The sequence below is a fragment of the Pseudomonas sp. AO-1 genome, from assembly GCF_019775695.1.
In the GTDB taxonomy this organism is placed as follows: domain Bacteria; phylum Pseudomonadota; class Gammaproteobacteria; order Pseudomonadales; family Pseudomonadaceae; genus Aquipseudomonas; species Aquipseudomonas parakoreensis.
This window is the reverse complement of the sequence record NZ_CP079947.1, coordinates 3,998,426-4,013,318: the sequence shown is the minus strand read 5'-3', so window position 1 is coordinate 4,013,318 and position 14,893 is coordinate 3,998,426. Positions and strand designations below refer to the sequence as shown.

General features: G+C 62.1%; 18 protein-coding genes. 7 read left to right on the top strand and 11 right to left on the bottom strand.

Annotated features, from left to right (window positions below; translation table 11 throughout):
- Positions 1-57 precede the first annotated feature (57 nt).
- Complete coding sequence (locus KVQ82_RS18340) at positions 58-447, bottom strand: DUF2946 domain-containing protein (protein WP_222015064.1); 390 nt, start codon at positions 445-447, stop codon at positions 58-60.
- Positions 448-541: 94 nt separating this feature from the next.
- Between KVQ82_RS18340 and KVQ82_RS18335 the strand changes: the two genes are divergently transcribed.
- Positions 542-982, top strand: coding sequence for a DUF3995 domain-containing protein (locus KVQ82_RS18335; RefSeq protein ID WP_222015062.1), 441 nt, complete (start codon positions 542-544; stop codon positions 980-982).
- Between the two features lie 145 nt (positions 983-1,127).
- On the opposite strand, the gene KVQ82_RS18330 is transcribed toward KVQ82_RS18335, so the two are convergent.
- The 7 genes from KVQ82_RS18330 to KVQ82_RS18300 all read right to left on the bottom strand — a co-directional run bounded on the left by KVQ82_RS18330 (position 1,128) and on the right by KVQ82_RS18300 (position 8,336).
- Positions 1,128-1,490 (bottom strand): Na+/H+ antiporter subunit G, encoded by a 363-nt coding sequence (locus tag KVQ82_RS18330; RefSeq protein WP_047294967.1) that lies wholly within the window; start codon positions 1,488-1,490, stop codon positions 1,128-1,130.
- A complete protein-coding gene (locus KVQ82_RS18325) occupies positions 1,487-1,765 on the bottom strand; it encodes a K+/H+ antiporter subunit F (RefSeq protein WP_003225959.1) in 279 nt (92 codons plus the stop codon). Before KVQ82_RS18325 ends, KVQ82_RS18330 begins: the two co-directional genes overlap by 4 nt.
- Positions 1,762-2,250: a Na+/H+ antiporter subunit E gene (locus KVQ82_RS18320; RefSeq protein WP_047294965.1), complete on the bottom strand. Its 489-nt coding sequence runs from the start codon at positions 2,248-2,250 to the stop codon at positions 1,762-1,764. The genes KVQ82_RS18325 and KVQ82_RS18320 overlap by 4 nt, the downstream gene beginning before the upstream one ends.
- A complete protein-coding gene (locus KVQ82_RS18315; protein ID WP_095666874.1) occupies positions 2,247-3,926 on the bottom strand; it encodes a monovalent cation/H+ antiporter subunit D in 1,680 nt (559 codons plus the stop codon). Before KVQ82_RS18315 ends, KVQ82_RS18320 begins: the two co-directional genes overlap by 4 nt.
- Positions 3,923-4,267 carry a Na+/H+ antiporter subunit C gene (locus tag KVQ82_RS18310; protein ID WP_003225953.1) on the bottom strand — a complete coding sequence of 115 codons (345 nt, stop codon included), beginning with the start codon at positions 4,265-4,267 and terminating at the stop codon, positions 3,923-3,925. Before KVQ82_RS18310 ends, KVQ82_RS18315 begins: the two co-directional genes overlap by 4 nt.
- Positions 4,267-7,185, bottom strand: coding sequence for a monovalent cation/H+ antiporter subunit A (locus KVQ82_RS18305; protein ID WP_047294961.1), 2,919 nt, complete (start codon positions 7,183-7,185; stop codon positions 4,267-4,269). Before KVQ82_RS18305 ends, KVQ82_RS18310 begins: the two co-directional genes overlap by 1 nt.
- Before the next feature lie 212 nt (positions 7,186-7,397).
- Positions 7,398-8,336 (bottom strand): DMT family transporter, encoded by a 939-nt coding sequence (locus KVQ82_RS18300; RefSeq protein WP_086790876.1) that lies wholly within the window; start codon positions 8,334-8,336, stop codon positions 7,398-7,400.
- An 85-nt stretch (positions 8,337-8,421) separates the two neighbouring features.
- Here KVQ82_RS18300 and KVQ82_RS18295 point away from each other — a divergent pair, with 85 nt between their 5' ends.
- Positions 8,422-8,985, top strand: a complete 564-nt coding sequence (locus tag KVQ82_RS18295) for a helix-turn-helix domain-containing protein (protein ID WP_041062862.1) — start codon at positions 8,422-8,424, stop codon at positions 8,983-8,985.
- A complete protein-coding gene (locus KVQ82_RS18290) occupies positions 8,986-10,380 on the top strand; it encodes an FAD/NAD(P)-binding protein (protein WP_222015060.1) in 1,395 nt (464 codons plus the stop codon).
- A gap of 189 nt (positions 10,381-10,569) precedes the next feature.
- On the opposite strand, the gene ppnN is transcribed toward KVQ82_RS18290, so the two are convergent.
- Positions 10,570-11,943 carry a nucleotide 5'-monophosphate nucleosidase PpnN gene (ppnN, locus tag KVQ82_RS18285; RefSeq protein WP_222015057.1) on the bottom strand — a complete coding sequence of 458 codons (1,374 nt, stop codon included), beginning with the start codon at positions 11,941-11,943 and terminating at the stop codon, positions 10,570-10,572.
- Positions 11,944-12,166: 223 nt separating this feature from the next.
- Between ppnN and KVQ82_RS18280 the strand changes: the two genes are divergently transcribed.
- Positions 12,167-12,694: a DUF3087 domain-containing protein gene (locus tag KVQ82_RS18280; protein ID WP_086790878.1), complete on the top strand. Its 528-nt coding sequence runs from the start codon at positions 12,167-12,169 to the stop codon at positions 12,692-12,694.
- On the opposite strand, the gene KVQ82_RS18275 is transcribed toward KVQ82_RS18280, so the two are convergent.
- Positions 12,691-13,077 (bottom strand): DUF2784 domain-containing protein, encoded by a 387-nt coding sequence (locus tag KVQ82_RS18275; RefSeq protein WP_222015055.1) that lies wholly within the window; start codon positions 13,075-13,077, stop codon positions 12,691-12,693. The genes KVQ82_RS18280 and KVQ82_RS18275 overlap by 4 nt on opposite strands.
- A 152-nt stretch (positions 13,078-13,229) precedes the next feature.
- Here KVQ82_RS18275 and KVQ82_RS18270 point away from each other — a divergent pair, with 152 nt between their 5' ends.
- The 3 genes from KVQ82_RS18270 to KVQ82_RS18260 all read left to right on the top strand — a co-directional run bounded on the left by KVQ82_RS18270 (position 13,230) and on the right by KVQ82_RS18260 (position 14,457).
- Positions 13,230-13,928, top strand: a complete 699-nt coding sequence (locus KVQ82_RS18270; protein WP_027612977.1) for an AzlC family ABC transporter permease — start codon at positions 13,230-13,232, stop codon at positions 13,926-13,928.
- A complete protein-coding gene (locus tag KVQ82_RS18265) occupies positions 13,928-14,239 on the top strand; it encodes an AzlD domain-containing protein (RefSeq protein WP_177327894.1) in 312 nt (103 codons plus the stop codon). Before KVQ82_RS18270 ends, KVQ82_RS18265 begins: the two co-directional genes overlap by 1 nt.
- Before the next feature lie 62 nt (positions 14,240-14,301).
- Positions 14,302-14,457 carry a hypothetical protein gene (locus KVQ82_RS18260; RefSeq protein WP_174376867.1) on the top strand — a complete coding sequence of 52 codons (156 nt, stop codon included), beginning with the start codon at positions 14,302-14,304 and terminating at the stop codon, positions 14,455-14,457.
- Between the two features lie 45 nt (positions 14,458-14,502).
- On the opposite strand, the gene KVQ82_RS18255 is transcribed toward KVQ82_RS18260, so the two are convergent.
- Positions 14,503-14,775 carry a hypothetical protein gene (locus KVQ82_RS18255; protein WP_047294946.1) on the bottom strand — a complete coding sequence of 91 codons (273 nt, stop codon included), beginning with the start codon at positions 14,773-14,775 and terminating at the stop codon, positions 14,503-14,505.
- Positions 14,776-14,893 lie beyond the last annotated feature (118 nt).

Here is a 14,893-nt window from a genome sequence, read left to right as displayed (position 1 = left end):
ACAGGCAAACGCCGCGCGTTGGCGCAGTGGGCTGAACAATCAAAAAGGCAAAGACACTCAGGCGAGCGGCGGGGCGCGAGGGTTGGCCGAAGGCCAGGTGAAGCGGGCAGGGAGGTCGGCGCTGACGATGGGCGCCAGCGGCGGGCTGTGGTGCTCGGGCAGAACCGCGAGGGTCAGGCTGGAGTTGAACGCCGGGCCCATGCCGCCGCCGACCGAGCACAGCGGGCAGCCAAACGCCTTGGACAGGGTCGGCAATGGTTCTTCGCTGGGATTGCTGCTCTGCGGCGCTTGAGTGGCCGGATCGACCGTACAGAACTGGCCGCCGATGCCGTTGAGCTGCATCCCGACCATTTGTCCGTGACCGATGCTGCAGGCGAACACGTTGAACAGGACGCAGCAATAGAGCATCCAGGCCAGCAGTGAGCGATCGGAACGGGTGAATTTCATGGGGCGGCACTTTACCGTACCGCTGATCGGTCGTGCACTTCAAAAAATGCCGACTAGGATGTTTTGTTCAAATCCCTCGAAAGGATTCTCGACCATGACCTTTGTGTTGGCTCAATGGCTGGTGACGATATTTGCGGCAATCGCCCTGGTACACGTGTACTGGGCGCTGGGTGGGCAATGGGCGGCGGTGGCGGCGGTACCGCAAGTGCCGGTGCGAGGGCTGGTGGCGACGGTGCGACCGGCCTTCAAACCGTCTGGCTGGATCACGCTGTTGGTGGCGGCAGCGTTATTGGTGATCGCCGCGCTGGTGTGCATGCGGGTCGGCTGGGGCATGCCGCCGGTGCATCACAAGGCGCTGCAGTGGGTGATCAGTGCGATTGCGTTACTGATGTTTGCCCGGGCGATCGGCGATTCGCATCTGGTGGGATTTTTCAAGGAAGTGAAGGGGTCGCGATTTGCGCGGCTGGATACCTGGGTGTATTCACCGCTGTGTCTGTTGTTGGGGGCGGGGTTGCTGGCGGTGGCTTGGGTCTGACCCGGTTCATGTGTTGGCAGTACCGGCCTCTTCGCGGGCAAGCCCGCTCCCACAGTGATTGTGGGTGTTCACAAGTAATGGACTCCATCCAAAAACCTGTGGGAGCGGGCTTGCCCGCGAAGAGGCCTGTCCAGACACCGCCGAATTAACTACCACTCTCGGTCCTGCGGCTGCTCACCTCAGCCGGCACATCATCCCCGGCCATGCGCTTGCGGAACAACGCTGCGCGCGCCAGCAGCAACGTGGTCACCGGCACAGTAATCGCCAGCAGGATCGGAATCAGCCAGGCATGCATCACCGGCCCGGACTTGAGTGCCGAAAAGCAGATGATCGACGCCAGCGCCACGCACCATGCGCCCAGCGTAGAGGCCAGCGCCGGTGGATGCATGCGCTGGAAGTAATCCTTCATACGCAGCAAGCCGGCCGCGCCAAGCAGCGCAAACACTCCGCTGAGCACCAGTAGAATGGCCACCGGAATCTCGACCCACAACGACAATTGCGCAGTCATTCGATCACCTCGCCACGCAGCAGGAATTTCGCCAGGGCAAATGAACCGACGAAGCCGAACAGCGCGATCAGCAGCGCTGCCTCGAAGTAAGTGTCACTGGAATAACGAATGCCCAGCGTCAGCATCATCAGCATGGCGACGATGTACAGGTAATCCAGCGCGAGTACCCGATCCTGTGCCGACGGCCCCTTGAACAGGCGGATCAAGGTCAGAACCATTGCCAGCGAGAACAGGAACAGCGTCAGCAGAATCGCGTTCGATAGCAGCGGGCTCATTCGAAAATCTCCATCAACGGCTGCTCGTAGGCAGTCTTGAAGTGGTGGATGAAGTGCGCCTCGTCATCCAGATCCCAGACGTGCAGCAGCAGAATGCTGCGATCCAGCGCCAGCTCCGACCACACGGTGCCCGGCACCACGGTGCAGATCATCGCCAGCGCGGCCAGACCGTTGGCGTCGCGCAGGTCCAGCGGCACTTTGACGAAGCGCGAGCGTGGCGGTCGGCGACCCGCGTTGAGCACGCCCCAGGCGACGATCAGGTTGGAGAGGATCACGTCACGACCGACCATCACGAACAGGCGCAAAATTGTCAGCGGGCGGCGAATGCGCACCTGTTTCGGGCGCAGCTTGCGCATCATCAACGGTGCGGCGAACCCGAGTATCGCGCCGAGCAGCAGGTTGCCCGGGCTGACAGAGAGGTTGAGTGTCAGCCACAAAACCCATAATGCCAGTGACAGCAGCGGAGCCGGGAACACGCGCTTCATGGCTGCACCTCCAGCATCGCGGCTTTGGCTTCAGGGCTGGGAACGGCGCGGGTGCCGAGCACGGCCATCACGTATTGCTGCGGGTTGTTCAGCGCGTCGGCGGTGGCCTGGGTATAGCGCAGCAGCGGTTCGGCCTTGAAGGTCAGCGCGATGCTCAGCCCCAGCAACAGGAAAACCGGCGCACATTCGAGTTTGCGCAGCAGCGGTGAAGGGCGCTCTTCCGGCGTCCAGAAACGCTGGACACCCATGCGCGCGAACGCCATCAGAGAGGCCAGCCCGGAGAGGATCAGCAGCGCCAGCAACGCCCAGGACGCGTTGGAAATCGGCGCTTCATCGCCCAGCCCCAGTGGATTGAGCAGCGCACCGATCAGACTGAGTTTGCCGATGAACCCGGACAGCGGCGGCATGCCGATGATCAGCAGTGCGCAGGCAATGAAGCTCAGGCCGAGAAACGCCATGGTCCACGGAATGACCTGACCGACCACGGCTTTCTGCTCGTCATCGAGGTTGATGCCCTTGGGCGGTTGCAGGGATTCCTGCGGACGCGGCAGCAGTTCGCTTTCATCCTCCAGCGGGATTTCGTTGGCCGAACGCGACCGCTCGATCAACTCCGCCAGCAGGAACAGCGCACTCAGGGCCAGCGTCGAGCTGACCAGATAGAACAGCGCCGCGCCGATCAGGTTCGGCTGGGCGAAACCCACCGCCGACAGCAGAATCCCCGCCGACACCAGAATGCTCAGGCTGGCCATGCGCTCCAGGCGTTGCGCAGCCAGAATCGCCAGCGCGGCGCAGGCGATGGTCGCCATGCCGCCGTAGATCAGCCAGTCACCACCGAAGAACGCCGATGCCCCGGCCTGGCCGGAGAACAGCAGCGTCCACAGGCGCAGCAGGGTGTAGACGCCGACCTTGGTCATGATCGCGAACATCGCCGCGACCGGTGCGCTGGCCGAGGAGTAGGCCGGCACCAGCCAGAAGTTCAGCGGCCACATGCCGGCCTTGGCCAAAAACGCCACCGCAAGAATCCCCGCGCCAGCATGCAGCAAGCCACGGTCGGCTTCCGGCACCAGCGGGATCTTCAGCGCCAGATCGGCCATGTTCAGGGTGCCGGTGACGCCGTAGATCAGCGCCGCGCCGATCAGAAACAGCGACGAGGCCAGCAGGTTGATCGAGATGTAATGCAGGCCCGACGATACCCGCGCCCGGCCCGAGCCGTGCAGCAACAGGCCATAAGAGGCCGCGAGCAGCACTTCGAAGAACACGAACAGGTTGAACAGGTCGGCGGTGAGGAACGCGCCGTACAGGCCCATCAGCTGAATCTGGAACAACGCGTGGAAGCTCGAGCCCGCGCCATCCCAGCGCGCCATGGCGAACAGCAGGGCGCTGACGCCGATGATCCCGGTCAGTACCAGCATCAATGCCGACAGGCGATCGACCACCAGCACGATGCCGAACGGCGCCTGCCAGTTGCCCGGCAGGTACACGCCAATGGAGCCGGGCACGCCGGTGGTTTGCGTCCATTGCAGCAGCATCACCGAAATGAACAGGCCGACGAGGCTGGAGAACAGGTTGATTTTCGCCTTCAGCGGCCGGTGTTTCTCGCCCAGCATCAACATCACGGCGGCGGTCAGCAGCGGCAGCAGGATCGGTGCGGCGATCAGGTGAGTCATCGCCATCATTCCTTGGGCTCCCGGCCGTCGACGTGGTCAGTGCCGGTCAGGCCCCGCGATGCCAGCAACACCACCAGGAACAGGGCGGTCATGGCAAAGCTGATGACGATTGCGGTCAGCACCAGTGCCTGTGGCAGCGGATCGGTGTAGTGCAGCAGGTCCTGGGTCACGCCGTCCTTGATCACCGGCTCTTTACCGATGAACAGGCTGCCCATGCTGAAGATGAACAGGTTGACCGCGTAGGACAACAGGCACAGGCCCATGACCACCTGGAACGTCCGTGGCCGTAGCACCAGCCACACGCCGGACGCGGCGAGGACGCCGATGGCGATTGCGATGACTTCTTCCATCAGACGGCTCCTTTGCTGGCGACGGACTTGGGCAGCGACGCGGTTTTGTGACCACGCACCGATTGGTGGGCGAGAGCGGTGAGGATCAGCAGCGTCGAGCCCACGACCACGGCGTACACGCCGATGTCAAAGAACAGCGCGCTGGCGATATGGATGTCGCCCAGCAGCGGCAAGGCGAAATGCCAGGTGTGGGTGGTCAGGAACGGATAACCGACCGCCATCGCCCCGAGACCGGTGGCGGTGGCGAACAGCAGGCCGGTGCCCATCCAGCGCAACGGTCGCAGGCTCATTTGCGCCTCGACCCACTGCGTCCCGGCGACCATGTATTGCAGGATGAACGCCACCGACATCACCAGCCCGGCAACGAAACCGCCGCCCGGCTGGTTGTGGCCGCGCATGAACAGATAGCACGACACCACCAGCGCAATCGGCAGCAGCAGGCGCACCAGCACCGCCGGCACCATCATGAAGCCGAGCGCGGTATCGCTGGCGCTGCGCGGGTTGACCAGATCGGTGACCACGTCCGGCGCGAGCAGGCGTTGCTGGGCCGGCAGTTGCAGGCTTTCTTTCGGCGGGCGGAAACGCCGGAGCAGGGCGAACACGGTCAGCGCCACGGCCACCAGCACGGTGATTTCACCCAGGGTGTCGAAACCACGGAAGTCCACCAGCATCACGTTGACCACGTTGCTGCCACCGCCCTCGGGCATGGCCCGGCTGAGGTAGAACGAGGAAATGTCGTTGGGCGTCTGCCGCGTCAGCATCGCGTAGGACAGCAGCGCCATGCCGGCGCCGACCGCAATCGACAACAGCAAGTCGCGCAGGCGCCGCACCCGGGCCTTGCGCAGGCTCGACGGCAGTGGCGAGACTTCTTCGATGCGTCGCGGCAACCAGCGCAGGCCGAGCAGGATCAGCACCGTGGTCACCACTTCCACCGCCAGTTGCGTCAGGGCCAGATCCGGCGCCGAGAACCAGACGAAGGTCACACAGGTCATCAGGCCGCAGACGCTGACCATGGTCAGGGCGGCGAGACGGTGATACTTGGCTTGCCATGCGGCGCCGAGGGCGCAGGCGATTGCCAGCAGCCACAGGGTGACGAACACGATGGAGCCCGGAATCTTCGGCCGGTCGCCCCAGCTCAGCTGGCTGTGCAGCATCGGGATCAGGCCGGCGAGCACTGCCGCCAATACCATCAGGAACAGTTGCATCTGCAGGCGGCGGGTGCCGAGTCGACGTTCTACCCGGCGGGCCATGCGCATCATCAGCACCAGACTGCGCTCGAACAGCCGCTTGCCGTTGAAGCGACCTACCAGCGGCGGGTATTTGAAGCGGCCACGCTTGAGCTGATTGCGCAGCAACAGATAAACCACGATGCCGCCGGACATGGCGATCAGACTCATGATCATCGGCGCATTCAGACCGTGCCAGATGGCCAGGCTGTACTCGGGCAGCGTTCCACCCACTACCGGCAGAGCGGCGGCCGCGAGCAGCGGACCGACCACTTGCGCCGGGAAAATCCCGACGATCAGGCAGGTGAACACCAGCAGCTCGACCGGCGCACGCATCCAGCGCGGCGGTTCGTGCGGGGTGTGCGGCAGGTCGGTGGCGGTCGGGCCGAAGAATACGTCGACGGTAAAGCGCAGCGAGTAGGCGACGCTGAAGGTGCCGGCGATGGTTGCGACAATCGGCAGCGCCGCTTCGACCCACGCGGTGGCATTGATGAACACGGTTTCGGCGAAGAACATTTCTTTCGACAGGAAGCCGTTGAGCAGCGGTACGCCGGCCATCGATGCGCTGGCAACCATCGCCAGGGTCGCGGTGAACGGAATCAGTTTGATCAGGCCGCTGAGCTTGCGGATGTCTCGGGTGCCGCTCTCGTGGTCAATGATCCCGGCGGCCATGAACAGCGACGCCTTGAAGGTCGCGTGGTTGAGAATGTGGAACACCGCCGCGACTGCCGCCAGCGGGCTGTTCAGGCCCAGCAGCAAGGTGATCAGGCCCAGATGGCTGATGGTCGAATAGGCCAGCAGCCCCTTGAGGTCGTTCTGGAACATCGCGCAATACGCGCCGAGCAACAGCGTACACGCGCCGGCGCCGCTGACGATGTAGAACCATTCTTCACTGCCGGACAGCGACGGCCACAGGCGTGCGAGCAGAAATACCCCGGCCTTGACCATGGTCGCCGAGTGCAGATAAGCCGAAACCGGGGTGGGCGCCGCCATGGCGTGCGGCAGCCAGAAGTGGAAAGGGAACTGAGCGCTTTTGCTGAGGGCGCCGATAAGGATGAGGGGAAGCAGGATGGGGTAGAGGGCATGTGCGCGAATCTGATCGCCGGCGGCCAGGACCTTGTCCAGGTCATAGCTGCCGACGACATGGCCGAGAATCATGACCCCCGCCAGCAGGCATAGTCCCCCGGCGCCGGTGACCATCAGCGCCATATAGGCGCCACGCCGGGCATCGGAGCGGTGGTGCCAGTAGCCGATCAGCAGGAACGAGAAGAGGCTGGTCAGCTCCCAGAAGAACACGATCTGGATCAGGTTGCCGGAGATCACCAGGCCGAGCATGGCGCCCATGAACGCCAGGAAGAAGGCGAAGAAGCGCGGCACCGGGTCGTCCGGCGACATGTAATAACGCGCATATAAAGAGACGAGGGCGCCGATGCCCAGCACCAGCAGCGAGAACAGCCAGGCGAAACCGTCCATGCGCAGGACGAAGTTCAAACCGAGGCTGGGCAGCCACATGAATTCTTCGCGGATCACGCCGCCGTGGGCGATTTGCGGGTACAACAGCGCGACCTGCACGGTGCCGATCAGAGCGACCAGACCTGCCAACAGGGATTCGGTATTACGCGCATTGTGTGGCAGCACCGCTGCCAGACAGCTGCCAATGAATGGCAGAAGCAGTAGAACTATCAGGGACATAGGCTTCTAATCTGCGGAAGTTTGTGAAGCATCATACGTGCCAGCTCCCTGATTACCAAACGCCAGGATGTCTCAGAATCCTACAAAGTAGTCTGAAAAAATTGGTTTGGCTTTGTTTCAAGGGGAAAAAGATCGCAGCCTGCGGCAGCTCCTACAGGGATATGCATTCCGTGTAGGAGCTGCCGCAGGCTGCGATCTTTTGATCTTCGCTTTCAATTACCGCTGTCGTTCTCCAAGGCACCTTCAACTGCTTCGTCAACCTTACCCTTGGTCTTCAACTCACTGACAATCACCGCCGCGACAATCAACCCTGCACCCACCAAGGCAATCGCCGGCAAGCGCTCCCCGGCGATCCGCCCGACGATCCCGGCCCACACCGGCTCACCGGCATAGATCAACGTTGCCCGGGTCGGCGAAACGCTTTTCTGCGCCCAGTTCATCGCCACCTGAATCGCCGCACTCGCCGCGCCGAGTCCTAGTGCGGTCACCAGCAGCGTCCAGGAAAAATCCGGAAGTGCCTCACCGGTCGGCACCACCAGCAGAAACGACAGCACCGAGGTCGCTGCCAGTTGCACCACGGTCACCCGGCGAACATCGACCTGGCCGGCATAGGTGCTGATCAGAATGATCTCGGCGGCAATCGCGATGGCGCTGATCAGCGTGGCGATTTCGCCGGGGCTGAAATTCAGCGCAGCCCCGGACGGCCCGGACAACAGCATCAGACCGGTAAACGCCAGCATGATGCCAATGCTCGGCATCAGCCCCGGCCGACGGCCCAGCACCAGCCATTGCAGCAACGGCACGAAGGGCACGTACAACGCGGTGATGAATGCCGACTGGCTGCTCGGGATCGTTTGCAGGCCAACGGTTTGCAGGCCGTAACCGAGCATGATCGCCACGCCGATGAAGGTGCCGGCTTTGAGTTCGAACAGGGTCAGGTTGCGCAAGTGGCGCCAGGAAAACAGCGCGACAATGGCGGCCGCAGCGGCAAAGCGCAGGCCGACGAAGAACATCGGGCCGCTGACGGTCATGGCGTGTTGCACCAGCAGGAACGTACCGCCCCAGACCATGGTGATCAGCACCAGCACGCACTCGGCCTTGCTGAAGCGGGAGAAGCGAAGAGGGGTGGGGGAGCTGTTCACTGACGTCATGACCTTGCGCACTATAAAAGGCAGGACGCACAATGCGCCCAACGTTGCGCAGTATACTGCCCAACCCCACCGAGTGAGCAATATAGTGCACAAAGATTCCAGCCAACGGGCGTCCGTCCTGCAACACGTCAGCCACAACGTTCGGCGCCTGCGCCACGCTGCTGACATGAGCCAGACCGCGCTAGCCGAAAAGTCCGGGGTCAGTCGGCGCATGCTGGTGGCGATCGAGGCCGGGGAAAAGAATGTCAGCCTGACCACCCTCGACCGCGTCGCCGAAGCGCTCGATGTGGCCTTCAGTGACCTGATCCAGGCCCCCGACGCGCGCGATACCAGTCGCATCAACGAAGTGGCGTGGGCCGGGGTGATTCCCGGGAGCAAAGCGGTGCTGCTGTCCAAGGCCACCGCCACCCGTGAAGTCGAACAGTGGGAATGGTGCCTGCAACCGGGCGAGGTCTACCCGTCGCAACCCGACGCCGATGGCTGGAGTGAACAGATCTATGTGTTCGAAGGTTGCCTGACGTTAACGGTGGGTGAAGTGACCAATACCATTGCGACTGGCGAGTTTTTCATGTTCGCCAGCAACCAGCCGCACGGCTATCGCAACGACGGATCCGTCGCGGTGCGCTTTGTGCGCAATGTGGTGATTTGAATGGCCCAGAGCGCAGACATCCTGATCATCGGCGGTGGCCTCAGCGGCACGATGCTGGCCGTGCAATTGTTGCGACTGCCCGGCCAGCGGCGGATCCTGATCATCGAACCGCGCGCCGAACTCGGCCGTGGCGAAGCCTACAGCGCCGTCGAACTGGGCCACACGCTCAACGGCAATGCGGCGCGCATGAGTGTCGACCCGGACAACCCTGATGACTTGACCCAATGGCTGACTGCGCACATTGCCGCTGGTGGCTGGCCGGAGTCTGCCGAGCAGAACGTACCGATCAGTGAACTGTTCCCGCCGCGCGGGCTGTTTGGCGTGTATGTGCAGCAGCGCCTGGCCGAGGCGCGAGTCGTTGGTGCGCGACACGGTTCGACCGTCGAGCACGTTCGCGCCGAAGTCGTCGATCTGCAAACCGATGCTGATTCGGTGCAACTGACCTTGAACGATGGGCAGCACCTGAACGGCGCCTGTGCCGTGCTCGCCACGGGCATGTTCCCCGCCGCGCGCACGCCACAGAATGATTCCAGCGGCCTGAATGCCGCTGCGCTTGATCCGTGGGACGTCGCGGCCATGCGCCAGCTCGATCCGCAGTCAACCGTGCTGATTATCGGCTCCGGGCTGACCATGGTCGATGCCGTGGTTTCGCTGGAGCAGGCCGGGCATCGCGGGCCGATCGAAGTGTTTTCCCGCCATGGACTATTGCCCCATGTGCGTCGACAACCGCCGGCGTGGGTGGATTTCCTTGCGCAAGATCCGGGCATTCGCACGCCGCGACAGTTGCTGCACGAACTGCGCAGGCATTGCCGTGACGCCATTGCCCAAGGCATCGACTGGCAGGCGCCGCTGGACACCGTGCGAGCGAATATCGGCCGGCTCTGGAGTCAGGCGACTGACGTGCAGCGAAGACAATTCGTACGCCATGTGCGGCCATGGTGGGAGAGTCATCACCACCGTTCGCCACCGTTGAGTGCGGCGTTGGTTGAGCGCTTGCACAACGCGGGACGGTTGCGGATTCAGGCAGCGTCGTTCAAGGGGCTTGAGCCGAGTACGCAAAATGGTGTCAGCATTCGCATTCGGCCACGCGGTGAGTCTGAGACTCGCGTGGTACACGGCGCAGCGCTGATCAATTCCAGTGGCATCGAGTACGACTGGAGGCGCGTGGCGCGACCGTTGCCGCAGCAGTTGCTGGTGCGTGGGCTGGTGCGTCCGGGGCCGTTGGCGTTGGGGATTACCGCAGCGGTGGACGGCGCGGTGCTGGACGCCGAGGGGCAAGTCGCCAGCCGTCTGTTCGCCATGGGCCCACCGCTACGCGGAATGTGGTGGGAAAGTACGGCAGTGACGGATGTGGCGTTGCAGGCCAAGGCGTTGGCGGTGCGATTGGCGGGATAACGTGATGCTTGTCTTTCGCGAGCAAGCTCGCTCCCACAAGTGACTCTGCTTGTAAATAACCTGTGCGCCACGCAACAGATCCTGTGGGAGCGAGCTTGCTCGCGAAGAGGCCGTGTCAGTCAACATCAATGTTGCCTGACACACCGCTTTCGCGGGCAGGCCCGCTCACACATTGGGCGGCCGGAAGAGTTACGCCACCACGCGATAGCACGGCACATACGCCGCGCCGCCCGGCAGTTTCATCCGGTGCTGGGCGACGAAGGCTTTGAGCAGCGCATCGAGCGGTTGCATGATCGCTGCGTCACCACGGATCTGGTACGGCCCGTGTTCCTCGATCAAGCGGATGCCCTTGTCCTTGACGTTGCCGGCGACGATCCCGGAGAACGCGCGGCGCAGGTTGGCGGCCAGTTCATGGGGCGGCTGGTCGCGGTGCAGCTTGAGGTTGGCCATGTTCTCGTGGGTCGGATCGAACGGACGCTGGAAGCTTTCGTCGATCTTCAGCAGCCAGTTGAAGTGGAACGCGTCGTTGCGCTCGCGGCGGAACTGCTTCACCGCTTTGAGGCCGGCAGTCATCTGCCGCGCGACTTCGGCCGGGTCGTCGATGATGATCTCGTAGTGCTGCTTCGCCGCATCGCCGAGGGTGGCGGTGACGAACGCATCGAGTTGCTCCAGATACGGCGCGGCATGTTTCGGCCCGGTCAGGATCACCGGGAACGGCAGGCCGGCGTTGTCCGGGTGCATCAGAATGCCCAGCAGGTACAGGAACTCTTCGGCGGTGCCGGCGCCGCCCGGGAAGATGATGATGCCGTGGCCGACACGCACGAACGCTTCCAGACGTTTTTCGATGTCCGGCAGGATCACCAGCTCATTGACGATCGGGTTCGGCGCTTCAGCGGCGATGATCCCCGGTTCGGTCAGGCCGAGGTAGCGCCCACCGTGGATACGCTGCTTGGCATGGGCGATGGTCGCGCCCTTCATCGGGCCTTTCATCACGCCGGGGCCGCAACCGGTGCAGATGTCGAGGCTGCGCAGGCCCAGTTCGTGGCCGACTTTCTTGGTGTATTTGTATTCCTCGGTGTTGATCGAGTGACCGCCCCAGCACACGACGATTTTCGGCTCGACACCCGGGCGCAAGGTGCGCGCGTTGCGCAGCAGATGGAACACGTAGTCGCTGATGCCTTGCGAGGTGCTGAGGTCGATGCGTTGGCTGTCGAGTTCGTTTTCAGTGTAGACGATGTCACGCAGGGCGCTGAACAGCATCTCGCGGGTGCTGGCAATCATTTCGCCGTCGACGAACGCGTCTGCCGGGGCGTTCAGCAGTTCGAGGCGCACGCCGCGATCCTGCTGGTGAATGCGGATTTCGAAGTCCTTGTAGGCTTCGAGGATGGTCTTGGCGTTGTCGACATGCGCGCCGGTGTTGAGGATGGCCAGGGCGCACTGGCGGAAGAGGGTGTAGATGCTGCCGGATCCGGCTTCGCTCAGTTGCTGCACTTCACGTTGAGAAAGGGTTTCCAGGCTGCCTTTCGGGCTGACCGAGGCGTTGATTACGTGTCGTTGGGTCATGCAATGATCCTTAAAACGATGTCATTCCAATGGCAGGCAAATGGCATCCGAATAGTGTGTATCCATGAATGAAGATGGCACGATCTGCGCTGTACCGCCATGTCCCCGTTGGACGCTGAAAAGATGAAAAGGGCCCCCAGCATAGCTAAATCGTGCACAGAGGCGATAATGCGCAACGAGTTTTTTCCGTTGCCCTTTTTATCGTTCAAGGAAGTCATGCCTGATGTTCGAGATCCAGCCGATGGACCCAGCAACGTTTCGCCAGCAGACCCGTCGCAGCACGCTGATCATTGCCGTGCTGTTCCTGGTGTTGGCGATGGCGCTTTCGACGGCGGCGGTGGCGCTGTTCGGTGAACCCGGCGGCGATAATCTGCGTTTCAATGTCGGCGGAGTGTTCGTCGCGTTTCTGCTGACGGCGGCGCTGATGCGCGGGCAGTTCTGGCAGCAGCCGTGGATGGCCCCGGCGGTCTATAGCTGGCGGCTCAAGCGCAGCCTGATGAGTGTGACCAACGTGATGCATCAGGTGACAGCGGCCGTTGAACAAAACGATCCGACGGCAATGAAGGTGCTGCGTTTCTATCATCTGGGTTTGACCCAGATGCACGAACTGGACGGTAACTCCAGCGATCACGCGCAGTTGCAGCGGGAGGTCGCAGCGCACCAGGAGCGGATGCAGGCGCTGGGTCTGGAGATCGACCAGAAGCGCCTGGATCCGGCCTGGTTGCAAGCCTTGAAACCCGCCGCGCGTTAAAACGGGATGCGGCTGGCGCGGCGCAGTTTCCACGCACGGGCCAGACGCCCGTAGACCAGCAGGTTGATCACCAGCACCACGCTGCCCAGTGCCAACTGGATCTGTGGCGTCAGACCTGCGGGGTAGATGATCGGCCACACGTAGTGCTCGATGAAGCCGCCGGCGTATTCGGTCTGCCCGGCGGCGTGGCGCATCAGGTTTTCCCAGTAGGTCAACGGACAGGTCAGGTGCAACACCTCGACCGCCACGCCCCACGCCGCCGCCGGCAGATGCAACCACATCAGGCGTGGCCACTTGAGCACCGGCAGCCCGCCGAACAGCACGAACAGAATGAATGACAGATGGAACAGCACCAGCCCGTCGGCTGCGATTCGGTACAGCATGTCGTCTCCCTGACACGGTTGTGAAGGCCTCCATGGTACGCCGACAGCGACGCCGGGGCGCGACGATTCAGCGTAAGTGCGCAAGATTGTTCAAGCCACGAAGGGGCATTTGCTGGCAGAGTCTGCGACCGTTTCCTCGGTTGAAGAGCGTTATGTCTGACTCACTTATGCCGCGCCGTGCGTTTCTTCGCGGCGCTGCGGCGATCATGCCGTTATCGTTGGCGACGGCGCCGTGGGGGCTGCTGGCCGGCTCCATGGCGATCGAAGCCAATCTCACACCGCTGCAGGGGCAGGGCCTGTCGAGCATTGTGTTCGCGGGCGCCGCGCAACTGGTGGCGATCGGCATGCTCAAGGGCGGTGCCGGGATTTTCTCGATTCTGCTGACCACACTGCTGCTGACCTCGCAGCACCTGTTGTACGGAATGAGCATGCGCTCGGTGATCTCGCCGCTGCCCGGGCGCTGGCGTATCGGTCTGGGCTTTTTGCTCACCGATGAACTGTTTGCCCTGACCAGCCAGCATGACCGTCAGCAGTTCAATCGCTGGTATGCCTTGGGCGTCGGTCTGACGTTCTACATCGCGTGGAACCTGTTCACCCTGGCCGGCATCGTCCTGGGCAGCAGTATTCCGGGGCTTGAGCATCTGGGCCTGGACTTCTCGATTGCCGCCACTTTCATCGCATTGATCACCCCGGTGGTGCGTAACGTGCCGACCGTGGTTTGCGTGGCGGTGTCGCTGTTCTGCTCGGTGCTGTTCAGCTATTGGCAATGGGGCTCGGCGCTGGTGCTGTCGGGGCTGGCCGGGATGACCGCAGGATTTGTCTGCAACAAGCTGTATCGGGGGCGCACATGATGGTCTGGGCAGTGATTGTCGGCATGGGGATTCTGGTGTTCCTCAACCGCTACGTGTTTCTCGAACCGCGCCTGCCATTGCGTTTGAGCAGCAACGCGCGGCAGTTTCTCGGGTTTGCCGTACCGGGAATGTTGACGGCGATCTGCGGGCCAATCGTGTTCATGCCGGACAAACAGTTGAATGTGCAGTGGGATAATCCGTATTTGCTGAGTTCGCTGGTTGCGATCGGCTTGGTGCTGTACACCCGCAATACGTTACTCAGCATGCTTTTAAGCATGGCGTTTTTCTTTTTGTTGCGCTGGTGGTTGTAAGTTGACGGGGAAAAACTGTTCTACGCTTATTGGATGATTATTGTCGACGAGGCGAAGTTCACATGACGACCGAGCAGAAGCGTCCGGATGAAAACCAGGCAGTAGACGACGAAGTGGACGAACCGAGCGAAGAGGAAATCGAGCGCGAGAAACGCAAGGAACAGACGTGGAAGCACGACGATGACAAGGAACTCACCGGGCCCGACGTGAAATTCTGACAGCCCCATGCAAAAAGCCCCGCAGATGCGGGGCTTTTTGTTGTTTCATAGGTCTTCCAGGTGCGGGAAGTCCGGATGTGACGCCCGATAGCCCAAAGTCTTGTCGATCCACGCATTGAGCTCATTGACCATCACCGGTGGGTGGCCGGGATAGCCCTCGAGCGTGGTGCGCAGAATACGTTCGATGTCCGGCACTGAACGCAGGTTTCGGGTCTTGATGTAGTGGCCGATAAAACAGTCGAGTTGAAAGCGTTCTGTCATGGACAGATAGATACACTCCAGGCCGTTGGCCTGTTTGATTGCAAAATCGTCGCGCAACTTAGTTCTCTGCAAGGCTTGGTAAAAGTTGTAGGGGATTCCTGGTTTGTTGACTCTTTGGTCAACTGGTATGCCAATTGGAAATGCGGCGCGCATGCTATCCGTAGTGCATCTAAAT